15 protein-coding genes are annotated in these 16,042 nt (G+C 72.3%); 6 read left to right on the top strand and 9 right to left on the bottom strand.

Annotated features, from left to right (window positions below; genetic code table 11):
* Positions 1–49 precede the first annotated feature (49 nt).
* Complete coding sequence (locus tag D0D28_RS11290) at positions 50–1,783, bottom strand: pyruvate dehydrogenase (protein ID WP_116110537.1); 1,734 nt, start codon at positions 1,781–1,783, stop codon at positions 50–52.
* A gap of 99 nt (positions 1,784–1,882) precedes the next feature.
* Positions 1,883–2,548 (bottom strand): FadR/GntR family transcriptional regulator, encoded by a 666-nt coding sequence (locus D0D28_RS11285; RefSeq protein WP_116110536.1) that lies wholly within the window; start codon positions 2,546–2,548, stop codon positions 1,883–1,885.
* 93 nt (positions 2,549–2,641) lie between these two features.
* Between D0D28_RS11285 and D0D28_RS11280 the strand changes: the two genes are divergently transcribed.
* Positions 2,642–4,030 carry a sialate:H+ symport family MFS transporter gene (locus tag D0D28_RS11280; protein WP_094004241.1) on the top strand — a complete coding sequence of 463 codons (1,389 nt, stop codon included), beginning with the start codon at positions 2,642–2,644 and terminating at the stop codon, positions 4,028–4,030.
* On the opposite strand, the gene D0D28_RS11275 is transcribed toward D0D28_RS11280, so the two are convergent.
* Both D0D28_RS11275 and D0D28_RS11270 read right to left on the bottom strand, forming a co-directional pair.
* A complete protein-coding gene (locus D0D28_RS11275; RefSeq protein WP_116110535.1) occupies positions 4,023–4,655 on the bottom strand; it encodes a DUF6226 family protein in 633 nt (210 codons plus the stop codon). The two genes, D0D28_RS11280 and D0D28_RS11275, sit on opposite strands and share 8 nt — an antisense overlap.
* Positions 4,652–6,937 (bottom strand): ATP-binding protein, encoded by a 2,286-nt coding sequence (locus D0D28_RS11270; RefSeq protein ID WP_116110544.1) that lies wholly within the window; start codon positions 6,935–6,937, stop codon positions 4,652–4,654. The genes D0D28_RS11275 and D0D28_RS11270 overlap by 4 nt, the downstream gene beginning before the upstream one ends.
* A 180-nt stretch (positions 6,938–7,117) precedes the next feature.
* On the opposite strand from D0D28_RS11270, the gene D0D28_RS11265 reads away from it, so the two are divergent.
* Positions 7,118–7,975, top strand: coding sequence for a Ku protein (locus D0D28_RS11265; protein WP_198958150.1), 858 nt, complete (start codon positions 7,118–7,120; stop codon positions 7,973–7,975).
* Between the two features lie 92 nt (positions 7,976–8,067).
* A complete protein-coding gene (locus D0D28_RS11260; RefSeq protein ID WP_094004243.1) occupies positions 8,068–8,271 on the top strand; it encodes a hypothetical protein in 204 nt (67 codons plus the stop codon).
* On the opposite strand, the gene D0D28_RS11255 is transcribed toward D0D28_RS11260, so the two are convergent.
* Complete coding sequence (locus D0D28_RS11255; RefSeq protein ID WP_116110534.1) at positions 8,272–9,162, bottom strand: 2-hydroxyacid dehydrogenase; 891 nt, start codon at positions 9,160–9,162, stop codon at positions 8,272–8,274. It lies immediately after the preceding gene.
* Positions 9,159–10,463, bottom strand: a complete 1,305-nt coding sequence (locus tag D0D28_RS11250; protein WP_094004245.1) for an MFS transporter — start codon at positions 10,461–10,463, stop codon at positions 9,159–9,161. Before D0D28_RS11250 ends, D0D28_RS11255 begins: the two co-directional genes overlap by 4 nt.
* Positions 10,464–10,574: 111 nt before the next feature.
* Between D0D28_RS11250 and D0D28_RS11245 the strand changes: the two genes are divergently transcribed.
* On the top strand, positions 10,575–11,312 hold the full coding sequence (locus D0D28_RS11245; RefSeq protein WP_094004246.1) for an IclR family transcriptional regulator: 738 nt from the start codon (positions 10,575–10,577) through the stop codon (positions 11,310–11,312).
* Between the two features lie 232 nt (positions 11,313–11,544).
* On the opposite strand, the gene D0D28_RS11240 is transcribed toward D0D28_RS11245, so the two are convergent.
* Positions 11,545–11,895 (bottom strand): VOC family protein, encoded by a 351-nt coding sequence (locus D0D28_RS11240; RefSeq protein WP_116110533.1) that lies wholly within the window; start codon positions 11,893–11,895, stop codon positions 11,545–11,547.
* A 106-nt stretch (positions 11,896–12,001) separates the two neighbouring features.
* Here D0D28_RS11240 and D0D28_RS11235 point away from each other — a divergent pair, with 106 nt between their 5' ends.
* Positions 12,002–13,753: a proline--tRNA ligase gene (locus tag D0D28_RS11235; RefSeq protein WP_094004248.1), complete on the top strand. Its 1,752-nt coding sequence runs from the start codon at positions 12,002–12,004 to the stop codon at positions 13,751–13,753.
* A 47-nt stretch (positions 13,754–13,800) separates the two neighbouring features.
* Here D0D28_RS11235 and D0D28_RS11230 read toward each other — a convergent pair whose 3' ends face one another.
* Entirely contained in the window at positions 13,801–14,499 is a 699-nt protein-coding gene (locus tag D0D28_RS11230) for an HAD family hydrolase (RefSeq protein ID WP_116110532.1), read from the bottom strand.
* A gap of 109 nt (positions 14,500–14,608) precedes the next feature.
* On the opposite strand from D0D28_RS11230, the gene D0D28_RS11225 reads away from it, so the two are divergent.
* The gene (locus tag D0D28_RS11225) at positions 14,609–15,646 is read left to right on the top strand and encodes an ABC transporter permease (RefSeq protein WP_116110531.1); all 1,038 of its coding nucleotides are present in this window, start codon (positions 14,609–14,611) and stop codon (positions 15,644–15,646) included.
* On the opposite strand, the gene D0D28_RS11220 is transcribed toward D0D28_RS11225, so the two are convergent.
* Positions 15,631–16,041 carry a secondary thiamine-phosphate synthase enzyme YjbQ gene (locus D0D28_RS11220; RefSeq protein ID WP_116110530.1) on the bottom strand — a complete coding sequence of 137 codons (411 nt, stop codon included), beginning with the start codon at positions 16,039–16,041 and terminating at the stop codon, positions 15,631–15,633. The two genes, D0D28_RS11225 and D0D28_RS11220, sit on opposite strands and share 16 nt — an antisense overlap.
* Position 16,042: the final 1 nt, after the last annotated feature.

Genomic DNA, 16,042 nt, shown 5'->3' with positions numbered 1-16,042 from the left:
GCTCCGGTGGGCGGCGAGCCCAGGGTCGGCGGGCCCAGCGGTGGCGGCTTCAGGGGCGGGGGATGTTGCGCAGGTTGCTGCGCGCCAGCTCGACCATCTTGCCCACCCCGCCGTTCAGCACTGTCTTGCTCGCGGCCAGCGCGAAGCCCCGCAGCATTTCGCTTGTGATCTTGGGTGGGATGGACATCGCGTTGGGGTCGGTGGTCAGTTCGACCAGTGCGGGGCCCTGGTGCTCGAACGCCTTGGTCAGCGCGGCGCGCACCTCGCCCGGCTGGTCGACCCTCGTGGACCAGATCCCGCACGCCGCCGCGATCGCGCTGAAGTCGACCGGCGCGTGGTCCGTGCCGTAGGACGGCAGGCCGTCCACGAGCATCTCCAGCTTCACCATCCCCAGCGAGGCGTTGTTGAACAGCACCACCTTCACCGGCACGTCGTACAGCGACAGCGTCAGCAGATCACCCATCAGCATCGCCAGACCGCCGTCGCCCGAGATGGACACCACCTGGCGGCCCGGGGCGGACAGCGCGGCGCCGATCGCGTGCGGCAGGGCGTTCGCCATGCTGCCGTGGCGGAACGAGCCGATCACCCGCCGCCGCCCGTTCGGCGTCAGGTACCGGGCCGCCCACACGTTGCCCATCCCGGTGTCCACAGTGAACACCGCGTCGTCGGCGGCGACCTCGTCCAGGACCGCCGCGGCGTACTCCGGGTGGATCGGCGTGTGCCGCTCGATGTCCCGCGTGTACGCGTCGACCACCTTCTCCAGCCGCCGCGCGTGCTCGCGCAGCATCCGGTCCAGGAAGGACCGGTCGGTGCGCTGCCGCAGCCGGGGCAGCACCGCCGCCAGCGTCTCCTTCACCGACCCGTGCACCGCCAGGTCCAGCGGCGTCCGGCGGCCCAGCTGCGCCGGGTTCGTGTCGATCTGCACCGTGTGCGCCTGCGGCAGGAACCCGTCGTACGGGAAGTCCGTGCCCAGCAGCACCACCCGATCCGCCTCGTGCATCGCGTCGTAGCACGCGCCGTACCCGAGCAGCCCGCTCATGCCGACGTCGTAGGGGTTGTCGAACTGGATCCACTCCTTGCCGCCCAGCGAGTGGCCCACCGGCGCGAGCAGACGGCCGGCCAGCGCCATCACCTCGTCGTGCGCGTCCCGGCAACCCGCGCCGGCGAACAGCATCACCTTCTCGCCGCTGTCGAGCACCTCGACCAGCTCCGCGATCGCCGCCTCCCGCGGCACCACCGGCGACGGCTCGACCAGGTGCACCGTCTCGGCCCTCGAACCGGTGGCCCGCCGCTCCGCCACGTCACCGGGGATGCTCAGCACCGACACCCCGCCCCGCCCGACCGCGGTCTGCATCGCGATCCGCAGCAGCCGCGGCATCTGGTCCGCCTGCGACACCAGCTCGCTGAAGTGGCTGCACTCGGCGAACAACTGCTCCGGGTGCGTCTCCTGGAAGAACCCGGTGCCGATCTGGCCGGACGGGATGTGTGAGGCGATCGCCAGCACCGGCGCGCCGCTGCGGTGCGCGTCGTACAGACCGTTGATCAGGTGCAGGTTGCCCGGCCCGCAACTGCCCGCGCACACGGTGAGCCGCCCGGTGATCTGCGCCTCCGCGGCCGCCGCGAACGCCGCCGTCTCCTCGTGCCGGACGTGCACCCACTCGATGCCCGGAGTGCGCCGCACCGCGTCCACGACCGGGTTCAGGCTGTCGCCGACGATCCCGTAGATGCGGCGAACCCCGCAGTCCCGCAGGATCCGCACCATCTGCTCGGCCACTGTCGCCATCGCCCCACCCTTTCTCTCCTGGGGCCCAGGGTCCTCTCGAAGCCGTGCCGGCGTCCACCCGACTTCACTCGTTACGGGCGAAAATCGAATTCGACACAATCAGGTGAGCCGGCCGCGGACCTCGTCGAAGTGGTGCCGCACGGCCGCCCCGATCGCCTCCGGATCGCCCGCGGCGATGGCGTCCACGATCCGCTGGTGCTTGGCCACCAGCGCGTCCGAGGGCGTGCGCGGCGCCCCGATGAGCGCCTCGGTCTGCCGGTAGACGCTCCAGAACAGGCGGATCAGCTCGGCGACCAGCTCGTTGCCGGCCGCGGTGCAGATCAGCTCGTGGAACTCGCCGTCCGCGGCCGCCGACGTCGCCGGATCGGCCATCCGGCGCACCCGCTCCGCGAGCTGTGCCAGCAGCTCGTCGTCCCGCTGCCGGGCGAGCTTGCGGGTCAGGTCGGTCGCCAGGATCTGCCGGACCTCCAGCAGATCGCGCAGCCCGCTCAGGTCGTCGCGCGAGCGGGCGCGCGTGCGGAACAGCAGCGACGGGCTGAGCGCGGTCATGCTCGCCGCGCCGACGAACGTGCCGTAGCCGTGCCGGATCTCCACGATGCCCAGGGCCTGCAACGTGCGCAGCGCCTCGCGGACGGAATTGCGCGCCGCGCCGAACTCCGCCATCAGCCGCGGTTCCGGCGGCAGCGGATCGCCGGGCCCGAGCCCGCGCCGGTCGATCAGCTCGACGATCGAGTCGGCCAGCTCCTGGCTGCGCGGGGTCCGCACTCTTGCCACCATCCGGAATCGTCGGCTAACGTTCCGCGGCATCATACGACGTCCAACGTCCCATGACTACCCCTCGATGCAGAGGTGAGGAACATGATCCCGTGGTACCGCAGGCTGGGCCCCGGCCAGTGGAAGGCGTTCGGCGCGGCGTGGCTGGGCTACCTGCTCGACGGCTTCGACTTCGTGATCATCACGCTGGTGCTCACCGAGCTGAGCGAGGAGTTCGACCTGTCGCTGGCCACGGCCGCCACGCTGGTGTCGGCCGCCTTCGTGTCGCGCTGGCTGGGCGGGCTCGCACTCGGCGCGTTCGGCGACCGCTTCGGCCGCCGCCCCGCGATGATCGCCTCCATCGTGCTCTACGCCGTCGGCACCGCGCTGTGCGGGTTCGCCTGGGACTACTGGTCGTTGTTCGTCTTCCGCGCGATCGTCGGCCTCGGCATGGCCGGGGAGTACGGCTCCAGCAGCACCTACGTCATGGAGAGCTGGCCGAAGGGCCTGCGCAACCGCGCCACCGGGTTCCTGCTGTCGGCCTACCCGATCGGCACGGTGCTGGCCGCCCGCGCCTACGACCTGATCGTGCCGAACCTCGGCTGGCGCTGGCTGTTCTGGCTCGGGATCGTGCCGGTGTTCGTGGCGCTGTGGCTGCGGCGCGCGCTGCCCGAGGCGCAGGACTGGACCGAGGAGGTGGCCTCCGGCAAGGCCGGTCCCACGAGCGCGTCCGCGCTGCTCGACCGGCGCTGGACCGCGCTGAACGTCGTGGTGACGCTGGTGCTCGCGACTTGCCTGGTGCTGATCTTTTCCGGTCACGCGGGGAACCTGTACCCGCTGTGCATCGCGTTGTGCGTGGCCGGGTTCGTGGTGTTCGGCGCGCAGATCAGCGGCCGCGCGTGGCCGGTGGCGGTGGGGCTGATGCTGACCGTGTTCTGCGCGTTCCTGTACTCGTGGCCGATCCAGTCGCTGCTGCCCACCTACCTGAAGACGGAGCTGCACTACAACGCCGGGCAGGTGGCCAACGCGCTGACCTGGGCCGGGCTCGGGTACGCGGCCGGGTCGTGCCTGGCCGGGATCCTCGGCGACCGGTTCGGCACGCGCACCACCTACGTCGGCGGGCTGCTGCTGTCGCTGGTGTTCGTGTTCCCCGCGTTCGCACTCGGCCCGGGCAGCATCGTGCTGGTGTGGGTGCTGCTGTTCGTGTTGCAGGGCACCAGTTCCGGCATCTCCGGGCTGCTGCCGAAGTACATCGGCGACCACTTCCCGACGCGCTCGCGCGCGGCGAGCCTCGGGTTCACCTACAACGTCGGCGCGCTCGGTGGCGCGGTCGCCCCGCTGCTGGGCGCCCAGGTGGCCGGGCACATCGGGCTCGGACCGGCGCTGGGCTGGCTCGCGGCCGGCCTGACGCTGCTCACCGCGCTGCTGGTCGGGTTCGACGTGCCGGCCCGCCTGGGCCGGATCGGGCGACGGGAGCCCGCGGAGGTCAGCTGAACCACGAGCGGCCGACGTGGGCCTCGGTGCCGTCCGGGAGCGGAACGTCCTCGCCGTCGGCGAGCCGGCGGCACAGCTCGAGCGCCCGCTCGTGGTGCGTGCCGGAGGAACTGCCGCCGCCGGGGTGCCACTGCGCGTCCCAGCCGCGTCCGTGCAGCGCCACGAACGGCCCGATGGCGGCGGTGACGGCCTCGTCGATCGCCTCCAGCAGGTCGTCGGAGCCCCAGTCGCACGCGTCGCAGCCGCAGTCCGGCTGCACCGACACCGCGATCTCCGGCCGGACGACGCCCACGTGCAGGACCGCGAGCGGCGCGTCCTGCTCCAGGAGCAGCAGCGGCAGCGTGCCCGGCCGGGCGGAGGTGATCCGGGCCCCTCGGTCGAACCGCTCCCCGTCGCCGAGCCGTCCCGGGGCGAGCGCCTCCACCGAGACACCGGGCTGGGTGCCCAGGACCTCGGCCCAGACGCGGGCGCGGGCGTGCACCACGCGGTACCGCCCGGGATCGGTCACCCGCGAGTACTCCTCGTCGCGCGGGAAGTCCGGGTCCGCGTGCGGATCGGGCCAGGAAGGCATGCGCAGGCGCGCGTAGCTCTCCGCCACCCGGGCGCGCAGGTCTTCCGCCGTCATGACTCGTTCGCCGTGATCCAGGCGGCGATCTGGCTGCGCGAGGTGAACCCGAGCTTGGCGAGGATGTGCTCGACGTGGGTTTCGGCCGTGCGCTGGGAGATCACCAGCTGCCCGGCGATCTGCCGGTTGCTCAGCCCCTTCGCCACCAGCGCGGCGATCTCCGACTCGCGGGCGGTCAGCGGGTTGCGGGACGGGCTTTCCGGCGCCGCGCGCGTGCGCCGCTCGTCCAGCGCGAACGCCACCGCCTTGCCGAACGCCATCGACGCCCCGAGCGCGAACTCCTGCTCGAACACCTGCCGCCCCAAAGCTTCCCGAGCCGGCAGCGCGGCGTGCGTCTGGGACACCTGCTGCAGCGCCGGCTCGATCCGTCCCGCGCCCGACAGCCGCCACGCGGTCGCCGCCGCGCCGAGCAGCCGGGCGGCCCGATCGTAGCGGCGTTCGGAGGCCGCGCACCAGGCGAGCGACTCCAGGCTGAGCGCGATCCCGGAGTGGTCGCCCGCCGGTTCGCGCAACCGGATCGCGTCGCGCTGCAGGCGTTGCGCGCGCTGCAGATCGCCCCGCCGCCACAGCGCCAGGCCCAGCACCCACACCGCCAGCGCCGTGTACCAGGGCGGATTGCCGTGCGCCGCGCACAGTTCCACCGCCTGCTCACCCGCCTGCTCGGCATCCGGTTCGCCGAGCACGAACCGCGCCAGCGCCAGGTACGGCAGGATCTGCAGGGACAGCCCGTCGTTGCCGATCTCCCGGCACGCCTCGTGCGCCTTCTCCAGCAGTTCGCACGCCCGTCGCGGGTCACCGAGGAAGTAGCGGCTGACGCCCTCGCACACCAGCAGCTCGACGCTGATCACCGGGTCGTCCAGCTCCGCCGCGATCGACCGGTACTCCCGCAGCCGCCCCGCGAACCCCTTGCGCACCCCGAGCCAGGTGCAGGTGAGCAGCGACGCGTGCAGCGCGCGGGCCCGTTCCCTTGACGCCCCGCCGTCGAGGCGGAGCACGCGGTCCAGCCACCGGCTGCCCTCGACCAGGTGCCCGCCGGCGATCCAGAACGTCGACAGGTTCCCGGCCATTTCCAGCGCGGGCCGCGGATCCGGCTCCTCCAGCCAGGACTCCAGCGCGGCGCGCAGGTTCGCGTGCTCGCTGTGCAGCCGCGCGATCCAGTCCTGCTGGCGCGCGGTGATCTTCTCCGCGGTGAACTGGCGGGCGAGCGCGCGGTAGAAGTCGCGGTGCCGCCGCGCGGACTCGGCGGGATCACCGTGCTCGGCCAGGCGCGCCGCGCCGAACTCGGCGAGCGTTTCCAGCATCCGGTAACGCGCGCTGTGCCCGTAGGTCTCCCGCACCCGCACCAGAACTGATTTGTCGACCAGCCCGGCGAGCAGGCCGAGGACCGTCTCACCGCCGATGTCCTCGCCCACGCACACGTACTCGGCCGCCGGCAGGTCGAACCCGCCGCGGAACACCGACAGCCGCTCCCACACCCGCTGCTCGGCGGGCAGGCACAGCCGGTAGCTCCAGTCGACGAGCGCCTCCAGGCCCTGCTGGCGCGGCGGCGCGGTGCGGGAGGCCTCGGTCAGCAGCGCGAACCGGTCGGTCAGGCGGTCGTTCAGCTCGGCCAGCGACAGCGTGCGCAGCCACACCGCGGCCAGCTCGATGGCCAGCGGCAGCCCCTCGACGTGGCGGCAGATGGCGGCGATGAGCGCCTCGTTCCCGGCGGTCAGCGCGAACCCCGGCGACACCGCGGCGGCGCGGTCGGCGAACAGCGACATCGCGTCCCAGCCCTCGGTGCCCTCGGTCGTCCCGCTCCGCTCGGGCAGGCTCAGCGGTTCCACCGGCAGCAGGTGCTCGCCCTCGACGGAGAGCCGCTGGCGGCTGGTGGCGAGCACGCGCAGCCCGCTCGTCACGGCGAGCAGCTTGCCGATCAGGGTCGCGCACGCGTCGGTGAGGTGCTCGCAGTTGTCCAGCACCAGCAGCACCTGCCGGTCGCCGAGGAACTGGGCGAGCCGGTCCGCGGGCTCGACGGCCTCGTCGCGCAGGCCGAGCGCGGTGGCGACGGTCTGCGGCAGCAGCGCCGGGTCGTCCAGGGCGGCGAGCTCGGCGAAGTGCACCCCGTCCGGGAACGCGCGTTTCAGCCCGACCGCGGCCCGCACCGCGAGCCTGGTCTTGCCGACCCCGCCGAGCCCCGTCAGCGTCACCAGGCGCGTGACGGACAGCAGCCGCCGGATGTCCGCGAGCTCCTGCCGCCGGCCGACGAAGCTGGTGAGCTCGCTCGGAAGTGTGCCCGCCACCGCCACAGCCTAGTTCTCCGGCGCGGTGATCGGTGGGGTCGTGATGGTGCGGAGATGATGCACTCGCGCTGCCCTCCCGCGGGCGGCCGCGCTGCCGCCGGTTGGCCGCCTGGTGGCCGGCCCGGTTCTCGCGTAACGTCCGACCTGCGGTTATGTCGGCAGGAGCGGAGGGCCCCGGCGATGCGATCGATGTGGAAGGGCTCGGTGTCGTTCGGGCTGGTCACGATCCCGATCAACCTCTACGCGGCCACCGAGAACAAGAACGTGTCCCTGCGCCAGGTGCACGTCACCGACGGCGGGCGCATCCAGTACAAGCGCTTCTGCACCATCGACGGCGAAGAGGTGCCCTACGCCGACATCGCCAAGGGGTACGAGACCGACGACGGCGAGATGGTCGTGATCACCGACGAGGACCTCAAGGAGCTGCCGCTGTCCAGCTCGAACGTCATCGACGTGCTGGAGTTCGTGCCGCTGGAGGCCATCGACCCGCTGCACTTCGACCGGCACTACTACCTGGAGCCGCAGAAGGCCGCGGTCAAGCCGTACGTGCTGCTGCGCGACGCGCTGCACAAGTCCGGCAACGTCGCCATCGCCAAGGTCGCCCTGCGCCAGCGCGAGACCCTGGCCCTGCTGCGCGTGCACGCCGACGTCATGGTCATGACCACCATGCTGTGGCCGGACGAGGTGCGCACCCCGGATTTCGGGTTCCTGCGCGACGAGCTGCCTCAGGTCCGGCCGCAGGAGCTGAGCATGGCCGGCTCGCTGATCGAGTCGCTGTCCGAGCCGGTGTTCGACCCGGACAAGTACACCGACCAGTACCGCGAGGCGCTGGAATCGGTGATCGAGGCGAAGATCGCGGGCAAGAAGACCACCCGGCCGAAGGGGCGCGCGCCCCAGACCGACGTGGTCGACCTGATGGCCGCCCTGGAGGCGAGCGTCAGCGAGGCCAAGAAGGCGCGCAAACCGGCCAAGCGCACGGCCGCGAAGAAACCCGCCGCCCCCTCGGCGCGCACCCGCCGCTCGCCGAAGAGCGCCTGACCTCACCCGACACGCCGGGACCTCCTCCCACCTTCCGGTGAGGCGTGGTGGTACCAAGGTGCCGCAACACGAACCGGCGGAAGGTGTCAGACATGGAGTGCCCCAGCTGCGCACGGGACCTCGACCACTGCCACGGCACCCTCGTCCTGCACGTGGACGCCCTGGTCGAGTGCACCGAACCGGACTGCACCGACACCGACCTGGTGCGGCACAGCCTCACGATCCGGTGCGACGAGGTCGACGGTGACTGCGTCTGCACGGCCGACTACGTCGTCGAGTACGCCCGGGCGTCCTGATCACCGCACCACGTTGACCAGCGGTTCGCCCCGGGCGAAGCGCTCCAGCTGCTGTTCCACCAGCCGCTTCGCGCGGGGGTGGAACGAGTCCGAACCACCCGCCACGTGCGGGGTGATGATCGCGCCCGGCAGCTGCCACAGCGGGTGATCCGCGGGCAGCGGTTCCGGGTCCACCACGTCCAGCGCCGCCCGCAGGCGGCCGTCCGCGACCTCCTTCGTCAGCGCCGCGGTGTCGATCGCGGTGCCGCGGCCGACGTTCACCACCAGCGCGCCGTCCGGCAGGGCCGACAGTTCCGGCGCCCCGATCAGGCCGCGGGTGGCCGGCGTGTCCGGCAGGATCAGCACGACGATGCTCGCGCCCGGCAGGAGTTCCGGCAGCTCGTCGATGCCGTGCACGCCGTCGCGCGCGGTGCTCGCCACGCGCACGACGTCGGCCTCCCCGGCTTCCAGGTACCGCTCGATGGCCTTGCCGATCGAGCCGTAGCCGATCAGCAGGACGCGCTCGTCGGCCAGCGAGCGGGTGTGCTCGCGGTCCCACGAGCCGGTGCGCTGCTGGGCGAACCAGCGCGGCAGGTCCCGCTGCGCGGCCAGGACGAGGGCGAGGGTGTGCTCGGCGACGCTGAGGTCGTGCAGGCCGCGCCCGTTGGCCAGGGTGACGCCGTCCGGGATCAGCGGCAGCAGGCTGTCCACCCCCGCGGACAGCGACTGCACGGCCTTCAGAGACGGCATCTTCGCGATCAGTTCCTGCGGCTCCGGACCGCTGTCGTAGGGCAGCACGTAGAACTCGACGTGCTCCAGGTCCGGTGGTGCGCCGGTGCCGTCATAGACGGCGGTGTCCAGGCCGTCCGGGACGGCCAGACCGGACCAGGGCAGCAGAACTCGGGGCGTCATGCGACCTTCCTCTTCGGGGTGCGGACGGCGAGCAGGACCAGCGCGGACGCGGCCATCGTGCCCGCCAGCATCAGGAACGCCGCGGCGTCGGTGCCGGTGGCGGTGCGCAACCAGCCCACCAGATACGTGCCGAGGAAGCCACCGAGCGCGCCGGCGGAGTTGACCAGCGCCACGGCGACACCGGCGGTGCGGCGCGGCAGCAGCTCCGGGATCATCGCGAAGAACGGGCCGTAGGGCGCGTACATCGCGATCCCGGCGAGGACCAGCAGCGGGAACGACAGCCAGAAGGCGTCGTGCCCGGCGAGGTAGGAGCCGTAGAAGGTGACCGCGCCGGCGAGCAGCCACGGCCAGATGTAGCGGATGCGCCGGTTGCTGCGGTCGGAACCACGCGAGTTGAGCAGCATCGCGACGACGGCGAAGGCGTAGGGGACGGCCGACAGCAGGCCGGTGGCGCCGATACCGGCGGACGACCCGGCCTTGACGATCGAGGGCAGCCAGAACACGAACCCGTACACGCCGACGCTCCACAGCAGGTACTGCGCGGACAACACCAGCACGGCCGGGGTGCGCAGGGCGTCGATCAGCGGGTGGCGGCCGGTGGTGTCGGTGGTGGTCGCGAGTTCGGCCTGCTCGGCGGAGATGGCGGCGTCGACGGCCGCGCGTTCGGCCGGGGCCAGCCAGGGCGCGTCGGCTGGCCGGTCGCGGACCTGGGCGCGGAAGTAGAACGCCCAGATCAGGGCGGGCACGCCCTCGATGATGAACATCCCGCGCCAGCTGGTGGCCTCGATGAGGTAGCCCGACGCGGCGGACAGCCACATCACCGTGACCGGGTTGCCGAGGATGAGGAAGGCGTTGGCGCGGCCGCGTTCGGCCTTGGTGAACCAGCGCGCGAGCAGGACCACCAGCGCGGGCAGCACGGCCGCCTCGACCGCGCCGAGCAGGAAGCGGACGACGATCAGCAGCGGGACGGAGCTGAGCAGGCCCTGCAGCGTGGCGAGCGCGCCCCAGGCCAGGACCGACCAGAAGATCAGGTCGCGGACGCTGCGGTGGTCGGCGTAGAGCACGCCCGGGACCTGCAGCAGGAAGTAGCCGGCGAAGAACGAGGCCGCGATCAGGCCCGAGGTCGAGCTCGTGATGCCCAGGTCCTCGGACATGCCCCCGGCCGCCGCGATCGAGAAGTTCGAGCGGTCGAGGTAGGCGAGGCTGTAGGTCACGAAGACGATCGGGATCAGGCGCAGCCAGCGCTGCCTGCCCAGTTGTGCGGACGCGCCGGTCGTGCCGGTCAGTGGCGGGCTCTCCAAGGCGGCCTCCTTGCCGTTCTTTCCGTGATATGGAAAGCTCTTCCGCAATGCGGTACTTGATCGAGTGTGGAACGTTGACCGGGTGGCGTCAAGGGGTGGTGCGTGGCTGACATGGTGGGCAAGGCCCTGCGGGTGCTGTCGCTGCTCGGCGAGTACCCGGACGGGGCCGGGGTGTCGGAGCTGGCGCGGCGGGCCGGGTACCCGGTGAGCACGACGCACCGGTTGCTGAGTTCGTTGCAGGAGCAGGGTTTCGCGCGCAGTGATCCGGGGTCGAAGCGGTACGCGCTGGGGTTGCGGCTGTTCGAGCTGGGGCAGCGGGTGTCGCACGCGCGGGGGTTCGCCGGGGTGGCGTTGCCGGTGCTGCGGGCGCTGACGGAGCAGACCGGCGAGCCGACGCTGATGGCGGTGCTGGACGGGCATGAGCAGGTCTACGTGCACTCCGTGCAGGGCCCGCGGCAGATCCAGATCCGGGGCGAGCCGGGGCTGCGCGGGCCGCTGCACTGCACGGCGATGGGCAAGTGCCTGGTGGCGTTCGCGCCCGCGCCGGTGCGGGAGGAGCTGGTGGGTTCGCTGGAGCTGGCGGAGCTGGCGCCGCGGACGATCACCTCGCGGGAGGAGTTCGCGCGGGAGATCCGTTCGGTGCGGTCCCGCGGCTACGCGATGGCCGACGAGGAGCACGAGCCCGGCATCCGGGCGGTCGGAGTGCCGATCCTGGGCCCCGACGGCGTGGCGATGGCCGCCCTGTCCACGGCGGCGCCCGCGTACCGGATCTCGGTGGCCGAGCTGGAGGCCTTCGTACCGGCCCTCCAGGAGGCGGCGCGGGAGCTGGGCGCGGTGCTGCCCCGCTGAGAGGGCGCTCTGCCGTGCCGTCCCGGGCGCCTTTCCTCGGGAGGCGGCCGCGGGCGCGCCCGCAGCCGCCTGCTTCGCCGGGCGGCAGCGCGCTCAACCCCCGCGGCCGAGCGCACCACCTTTCCCCGGCCGCAGCCCGAACGCGGAACTCACCCCGCCGGGGGCAGCTCGGTGCGCCTCAGCGCGGTTCGCCCACGCGGAACCCACCCCGCCGGGGGCAGCTCGGCGCGCTTCAGTGCGGTTCGCCCACGCAGAACCGGTTTCCCTCCGGGTCCTCGAGCACCGTCCACGCCAGGCCGGGCACCTCGTGCTCGCCGAGCGCCGTCGCGCCGAGGCCGACCAGCCGGGCGACCTCGCCCTCCCGGTCGGTGGTCGCCAGGTCCAGGTGCAGCCGGTTCTTCCCGGCCCGCTCCTCCGGCACCTGCTGGAACCCCAGCCGCACCCCGCCTTCGCGCGCGGGCGTCAGCACCAGGTACTCACCCCAGTCCTGGTCGATCCGCACGCCGAGCGCGCCGCACCAGAACGCCGCCATCTGCCGTGGATCCGCGCAGTCCACGGTCACCATCCCCAGTTCGAGAGTCATGCCCGGACGGTAGCGCGCCGCACCGACAATTCCGGCCCGCCCGATAACCGCTGGACGCCCCTGACTACCCTGTTCACACCGTGTTTCGACGCCGAGGAGCAGCCCAGTGATCACCAGGATGTCGTCGTTGTTCCTGCGCACGCTGCGCGAGGACCCGGCCGACGCCGAGGTTCCCAGCCACAAGCTGCTGACGCGGGCCGGCTACGTCCGCCGGGTCGCGCCGGGCGGGTACTCGTGGCTGCCGCTGGGCCTGCGGGTGCTGCGCAACATCGAGCGGGTCGTCCGTGAGGAGATGGCGGCGATCGGCGGGCAGGAGATCCTCTTCCCCGCGCTGCTGCCGCGCGAGCCGTACGAGGCGACCGGCCGCTGGACCGAGTACGGCGACGCCCTGTTCCGCCTCAAGGACCGCAAGGGCGCCGACTACCTCCTCGGCCCCACGCACGAGGAGCTGTTCGCCCTCACCGTGAAGGGCGAGTACAGCTCGTACAAGGACTACCCGGTCATCCTGTACCAAATCCAGACCAAGTACCGCGACGAGGCGCGCCCCCGCGCGGGCATCCTGCGCGGCCGCGAGTTCGTCATGAAGGACTCCTACTCCTTCGACCTCGACGACGACGGCCTGTCCCGGTCCTACCAGCTGCACCGCGACGCCTACATCCGCCTCTTCGACCGGCTGGGCCTGGAGTACGTGATCGTCACGGCCACCTCCGGCGCGATGGGCGGCTCGGCGTCCGAGGAGTTCCTCGCCGTCTCCGAAACGGGTGAGGACACCTACGTCCGCAGCAACGCCTCCGGGTACGCGGCCAACGTCGAGGCCGTCGTCACCCCGCCGCCGCCCGCGCAGTCCACCGAGGACAAGCCGGACGCGCAGGTGCACCACACGCCGAACACGCCGACCATCCAGACGCTGGTCGACTACCTCAACACCAAGACCGATCTGGGCCGCACCTTCACCGCTGCGGACACACTCAAGAACGTGATGGTGAAGATCCGCCAGCCGGGCGAGAAGGACTGGCAGATCCTCGGCATCGGGATCCCCGGTGACCGCGAGGTCGACCAGAAGCGCCTCGAAGCGTCGCTGGATCCGGCCGAGGTCGCGCTGCTCGAGGAGGCCGACTTCGCCGCCAACCCGTTCCTCGTCAAGGGTTACATCGGCCCGAAGGCGTTGCAGGACAACGGGGTTCGCTACCTCGTCGACCCGCGCGTGGTCACCGGCACGGCGTGGGTCACCGGCGCCGACAAGGCCGACCACCACGTCGTCGACCTCGTCGCCGGCCGCGACTTCCACCCCGACGGCACGATCGAGGCCGCCGAGGTGCGCGAGGGCGACGCCTCGCCGGACGGGCAGGGCACGCTGGTCGCGGCGCGCGGCATCGAGATCGGACACATCTTCCAGCTGGGCCGCAAATACACCGACGCGTTCCAGGTCGACGCCCTCGGCGCGGACTCGAAGCCGATCCGCATCACGATGGGCTCCTACGGCGTCGGCGTGTCCCGCCTGGTCGCGGTGATCGCCGAGCAGAGCCACGACGAGCTGGGCCTGGTGTGGCCGCGCGAGATCGCGCCGTACGACGTGCACGTGGTGATCGCGGGCAAGGACGAGTCGATCGCGGCGGGCGCCGAGAAGCTGGCCGCCGACCTCGACGCGGCCGGCGTGCAGGTCCTGCTGGACGACCGCAAGGCCACGCCGGGCGTCAAGTTCGCCGACGCCGAGCTGGTCGGGGTGCCGACGATCCTGGTCGTCGGCCGCGGCCTGGCGAAGGGCGTGGTCGAGGTCAAGGACCGCAAGTCCGGCGACCGCGAGGAGATCGCGGTGGACGCCGTGGTGGACCACCTGGTGAAGCTCGTCCGCGGCTGACCGAGCTTCCGGAAACGGCCCGCCCCGGCGGGCCGTTTCCCGTTCGGTCAGCCGAACACCGCGGACAGCACCAGCTTCGTGTCGCCGAGGTCGCGCAGCACCACCTGCGCCCCGGCCTCCCGGAGTGCCTCCGAATCGAAGCGGCCCGTCGCCACGCCGACCGCGACCGCGCCGTGGGCACGTGCGGCGTCGATGTCGTGCGGTGTGTCGCCCACGACGATCACCGACGCCGGCTCGAACGGCCGCCCGAGCGCGGCGTGCGCCCGGTCCACCGCGTACGCCACCAGGTCCGGCCGGTACGCGGACAGGTCGCCGTAGCCGCCGATCTCGAAGTCGAGATGCGTGTGCAGCCCGAACGCGGACAGCTTGTGCCACGCGACCTCCCGCAGGTTCCCGGTCACCAGCGACTGCACCGCACCCGCCTCGGCCACCCCCGCCAGCGCCGTCGCCGCGCCGGGCAGCGCCAGGCCGCGCTTCGCCAGCTCCGGCAGCGCCAGCTCGGACACCGCGGTCAGCGCCGCCCACATCTTCCGGATCAGCTCTTCGGTCGGCTCGATCCCGTGCCGCGTCAGCACTTCGGCGGTGATCGCGCGCTCGGTCCGCCCGAAGAAGTCCGGCATCTCGGTCATCGCGACCCCGGTCACCTCTTCGAGCACCTGCCGGTACCAGCCGCGGCCGGCGCCGCGCAGGTCGATGAGGGTCTGGTCGATGTCCCACAGCACCAGGCGGTGCGCACTGCTCGTCACATCCGCTGACGCTACCAAGACCGTTATTCATCAAGCGTTGACTTCGATCGCCCTGCCGGGCTAGCGTGGATGAATTCAACGTGTGCAGAAATTATTCAGGGAGGTCCCCATGGCCGGCACATCCCGGAGGCCGACAGCCGGACTGGCGGCCCTGGCCGGTGCGGTGATCGCGGTGGTGCTGGGATTCCTCACCGTCGGGGTCCAGGCGTCGGTCGAACCACACGGCCTGCCCGTGGCGGTCGCGGTGCCCGACAACGCCCCGCCGCAGCTGCGCGCCGCGGCCGGGCAGCTTTCGACCCACAGCGGCGAGGCCCTGAGCTGGCAGGTCACCTCACCCGCGGAGGCCAGGCGGCTGCTCGACGACAAGGACGTCTACGGCGTCCTGGAACTGGCGCCCGGGCAGGTCGGCGTCGTCGTGTCGGGCGCGGTGAACCCGAGCGGCACGCAGATCGCCCAGCAGGCCCTCACCGGCGCCGGGCAGGCGCTCTCGACGGCCTTGAGCCAGGCGACCGGCACCCCGGCCGCCCCGGTGCGGGTGGAAACCGTGCACCCGGCGAGCCCGGCCGGCCGGACCGCGCCGCTCGCGGTGAGCGTCCTCGCGTGGGTGGGCAGCCTGGCCGCGGGCGCGCTGCTGGTCGTCCTCGCCCAGCGCGCCGGGCGGCGGGTCGGCCTGACCGCGCGCCTCACGCAGGTGACCGTCACCGCGGTACTGATCACCGGGGTCGCCGCCGGGTTCCTGGCGCTGTGGGACTCGTCCCTGCCGCTGGGCTGGGACGTGCTCGGCTACATCCTGCTGACCGCGGCGGCGTTCGCGGCCGTGCAGACCGCGTTGCTGCGGCTGCTGGGCATCCGGGCGATGGCGATCCTCGCGCCGCTGTACCTGCTCGCGCCGAACGTCGCCGGGCAGGTGCCGGAGCTGCTCAACCCGGCCTACCGGATCCTGCTGTGGTCGTGGACGCCGTTCCGGTTCTCCACCGAGGGCACCCGCAGCCTGCTGCAGGGCACCCCGGACGCACCCGACGTCACCACCGGGATCTGGGTGCTCGGCGCGATGCTGGTCGCCGGCCTGGTGGTCGTCCTCTGGCCGGGGCGCGCGAAGCGGTCCGCGCCGGCGGAGGCGGCGCCGGAGCTTCAGCCGGCCAGGTAGCTGAACCGGACGCGCCGGACCGGGTTGTCGATGTTGGTGTCCACCAGGCAGATCGACTGCCAGGTGCCCAGCGCCGGCGACCCGCCCAGCACCGGGACGCTCGCGTAGGGCGGCACCAGCGCGGGCAGCACGTGGTCACGCCCGTGGCCCTTGCTGCCGTGCTGGTGGCGCCACCGGTTGTCCCGCGGCAGCAGCTCGTCCAGCGCGGTGAGCAGGTCGTCGTCACTGCCCGCGCCGGTCTCCAGGATCGCCAGCCCCGCGGTGGCGTGCGGCACGAAGACGTGCAGCAGCCCGTCGGACGCCTCGGCCTCGGCCAGGAACGCCTCGACCTGTTTGGTCAGGTCGTGCACGACGGCGCGGCCGCCGGTCGTCACCTCGATCTCCGTGGAGTACATG

Origin of the sequence: Amycolatopsis ruanii, from assembly GCF_003385175.1 — a bacterium.
GTDB lineage: Bacteria > Actinomycetota > Actinomycetes > Mycobacteriales > Pseudonocardiaceae > Amycolatopsis_E > Amycolatopsis_E thermalba.
Note: the sequence above shows the minus strand (reverse complement) of the source record. Positions and strands in the feature narration are given on the sequence as shown.

Bases quoted from the DNA above. Each gene is read 5' to 3' on its own strand.
- D0D28_RS11290 (WP_116110537.1), bottom strand. From the start codon at position 1,783: ATGGCGACAGTGGCCGAGCAGATGGTGCGGATCCTGCGGGACTGCGGG.
- D0D28_RS11245 (WP_094004246.1), top strand. From the start codon at position 10,575: ATGGTGGGCAAGGCCCTGCGGGTGCTGTCGCTGCTCGGCGAGTACCCG.
- D0D28_RS11220 (WP_116110530.1), bottom strand. From the start codon at position 16,041: ATGTACTCCACGGAGATCGAGGTGACGACCGGCGGCCGCGCCGTCGTG.
- D0D28_RS11280 (WP_094004241.1), top strand. From the start codon at position 2,642: ATGATCCCGTGGTACCGCAGGCTGGGCCCCGGCCAGTGGAAGGCGTTC.
- D0D28_RS11265 (WP_198958150.1), top strand. From the start codon at position 7,118: ATGCGATCGATGTGGAAGGGCTCGGTGTCGTTCGGGCTGGTCACGATC.
- D0D28_RS11240 (WP_116110533.1), bottom strand. From the start codon at position 11,895: ATGACTCTCGAACTGGGGATGGTGACCGTGGACTGCGCGGATCCACGG.
- D0D28_RS11225 (WP_116110531.1), top strand. From the start codon at position 14,609: ATGGCCGGCACATCCCGGAGGCCGACAGCCGGACTGGCGGCCCTGGCC.
- D0D28_RS11275 (WP_116110535.1), bottom strand. From the start codon at position 4,655: ATGACGGCGGAAGACCTGCGCGCCCGGGTGGCGGAGAGCTACGCGCGC.
- D0D28_RS11255 (WP_116110534.1), bottom strand. From the start codon at position 9,162: ATGACGCCCCGAGTTCTGCTGCCCTGGTCCGGTCTGGCCGTCCCGGAC.
- D0D28_RS11260 (WP_094004243.1), top strand. From the start codon at position 8,068: ATGGAGTGCCCCAGCTGCGCACGGGACCTCGACCACTGCCACGGCACC.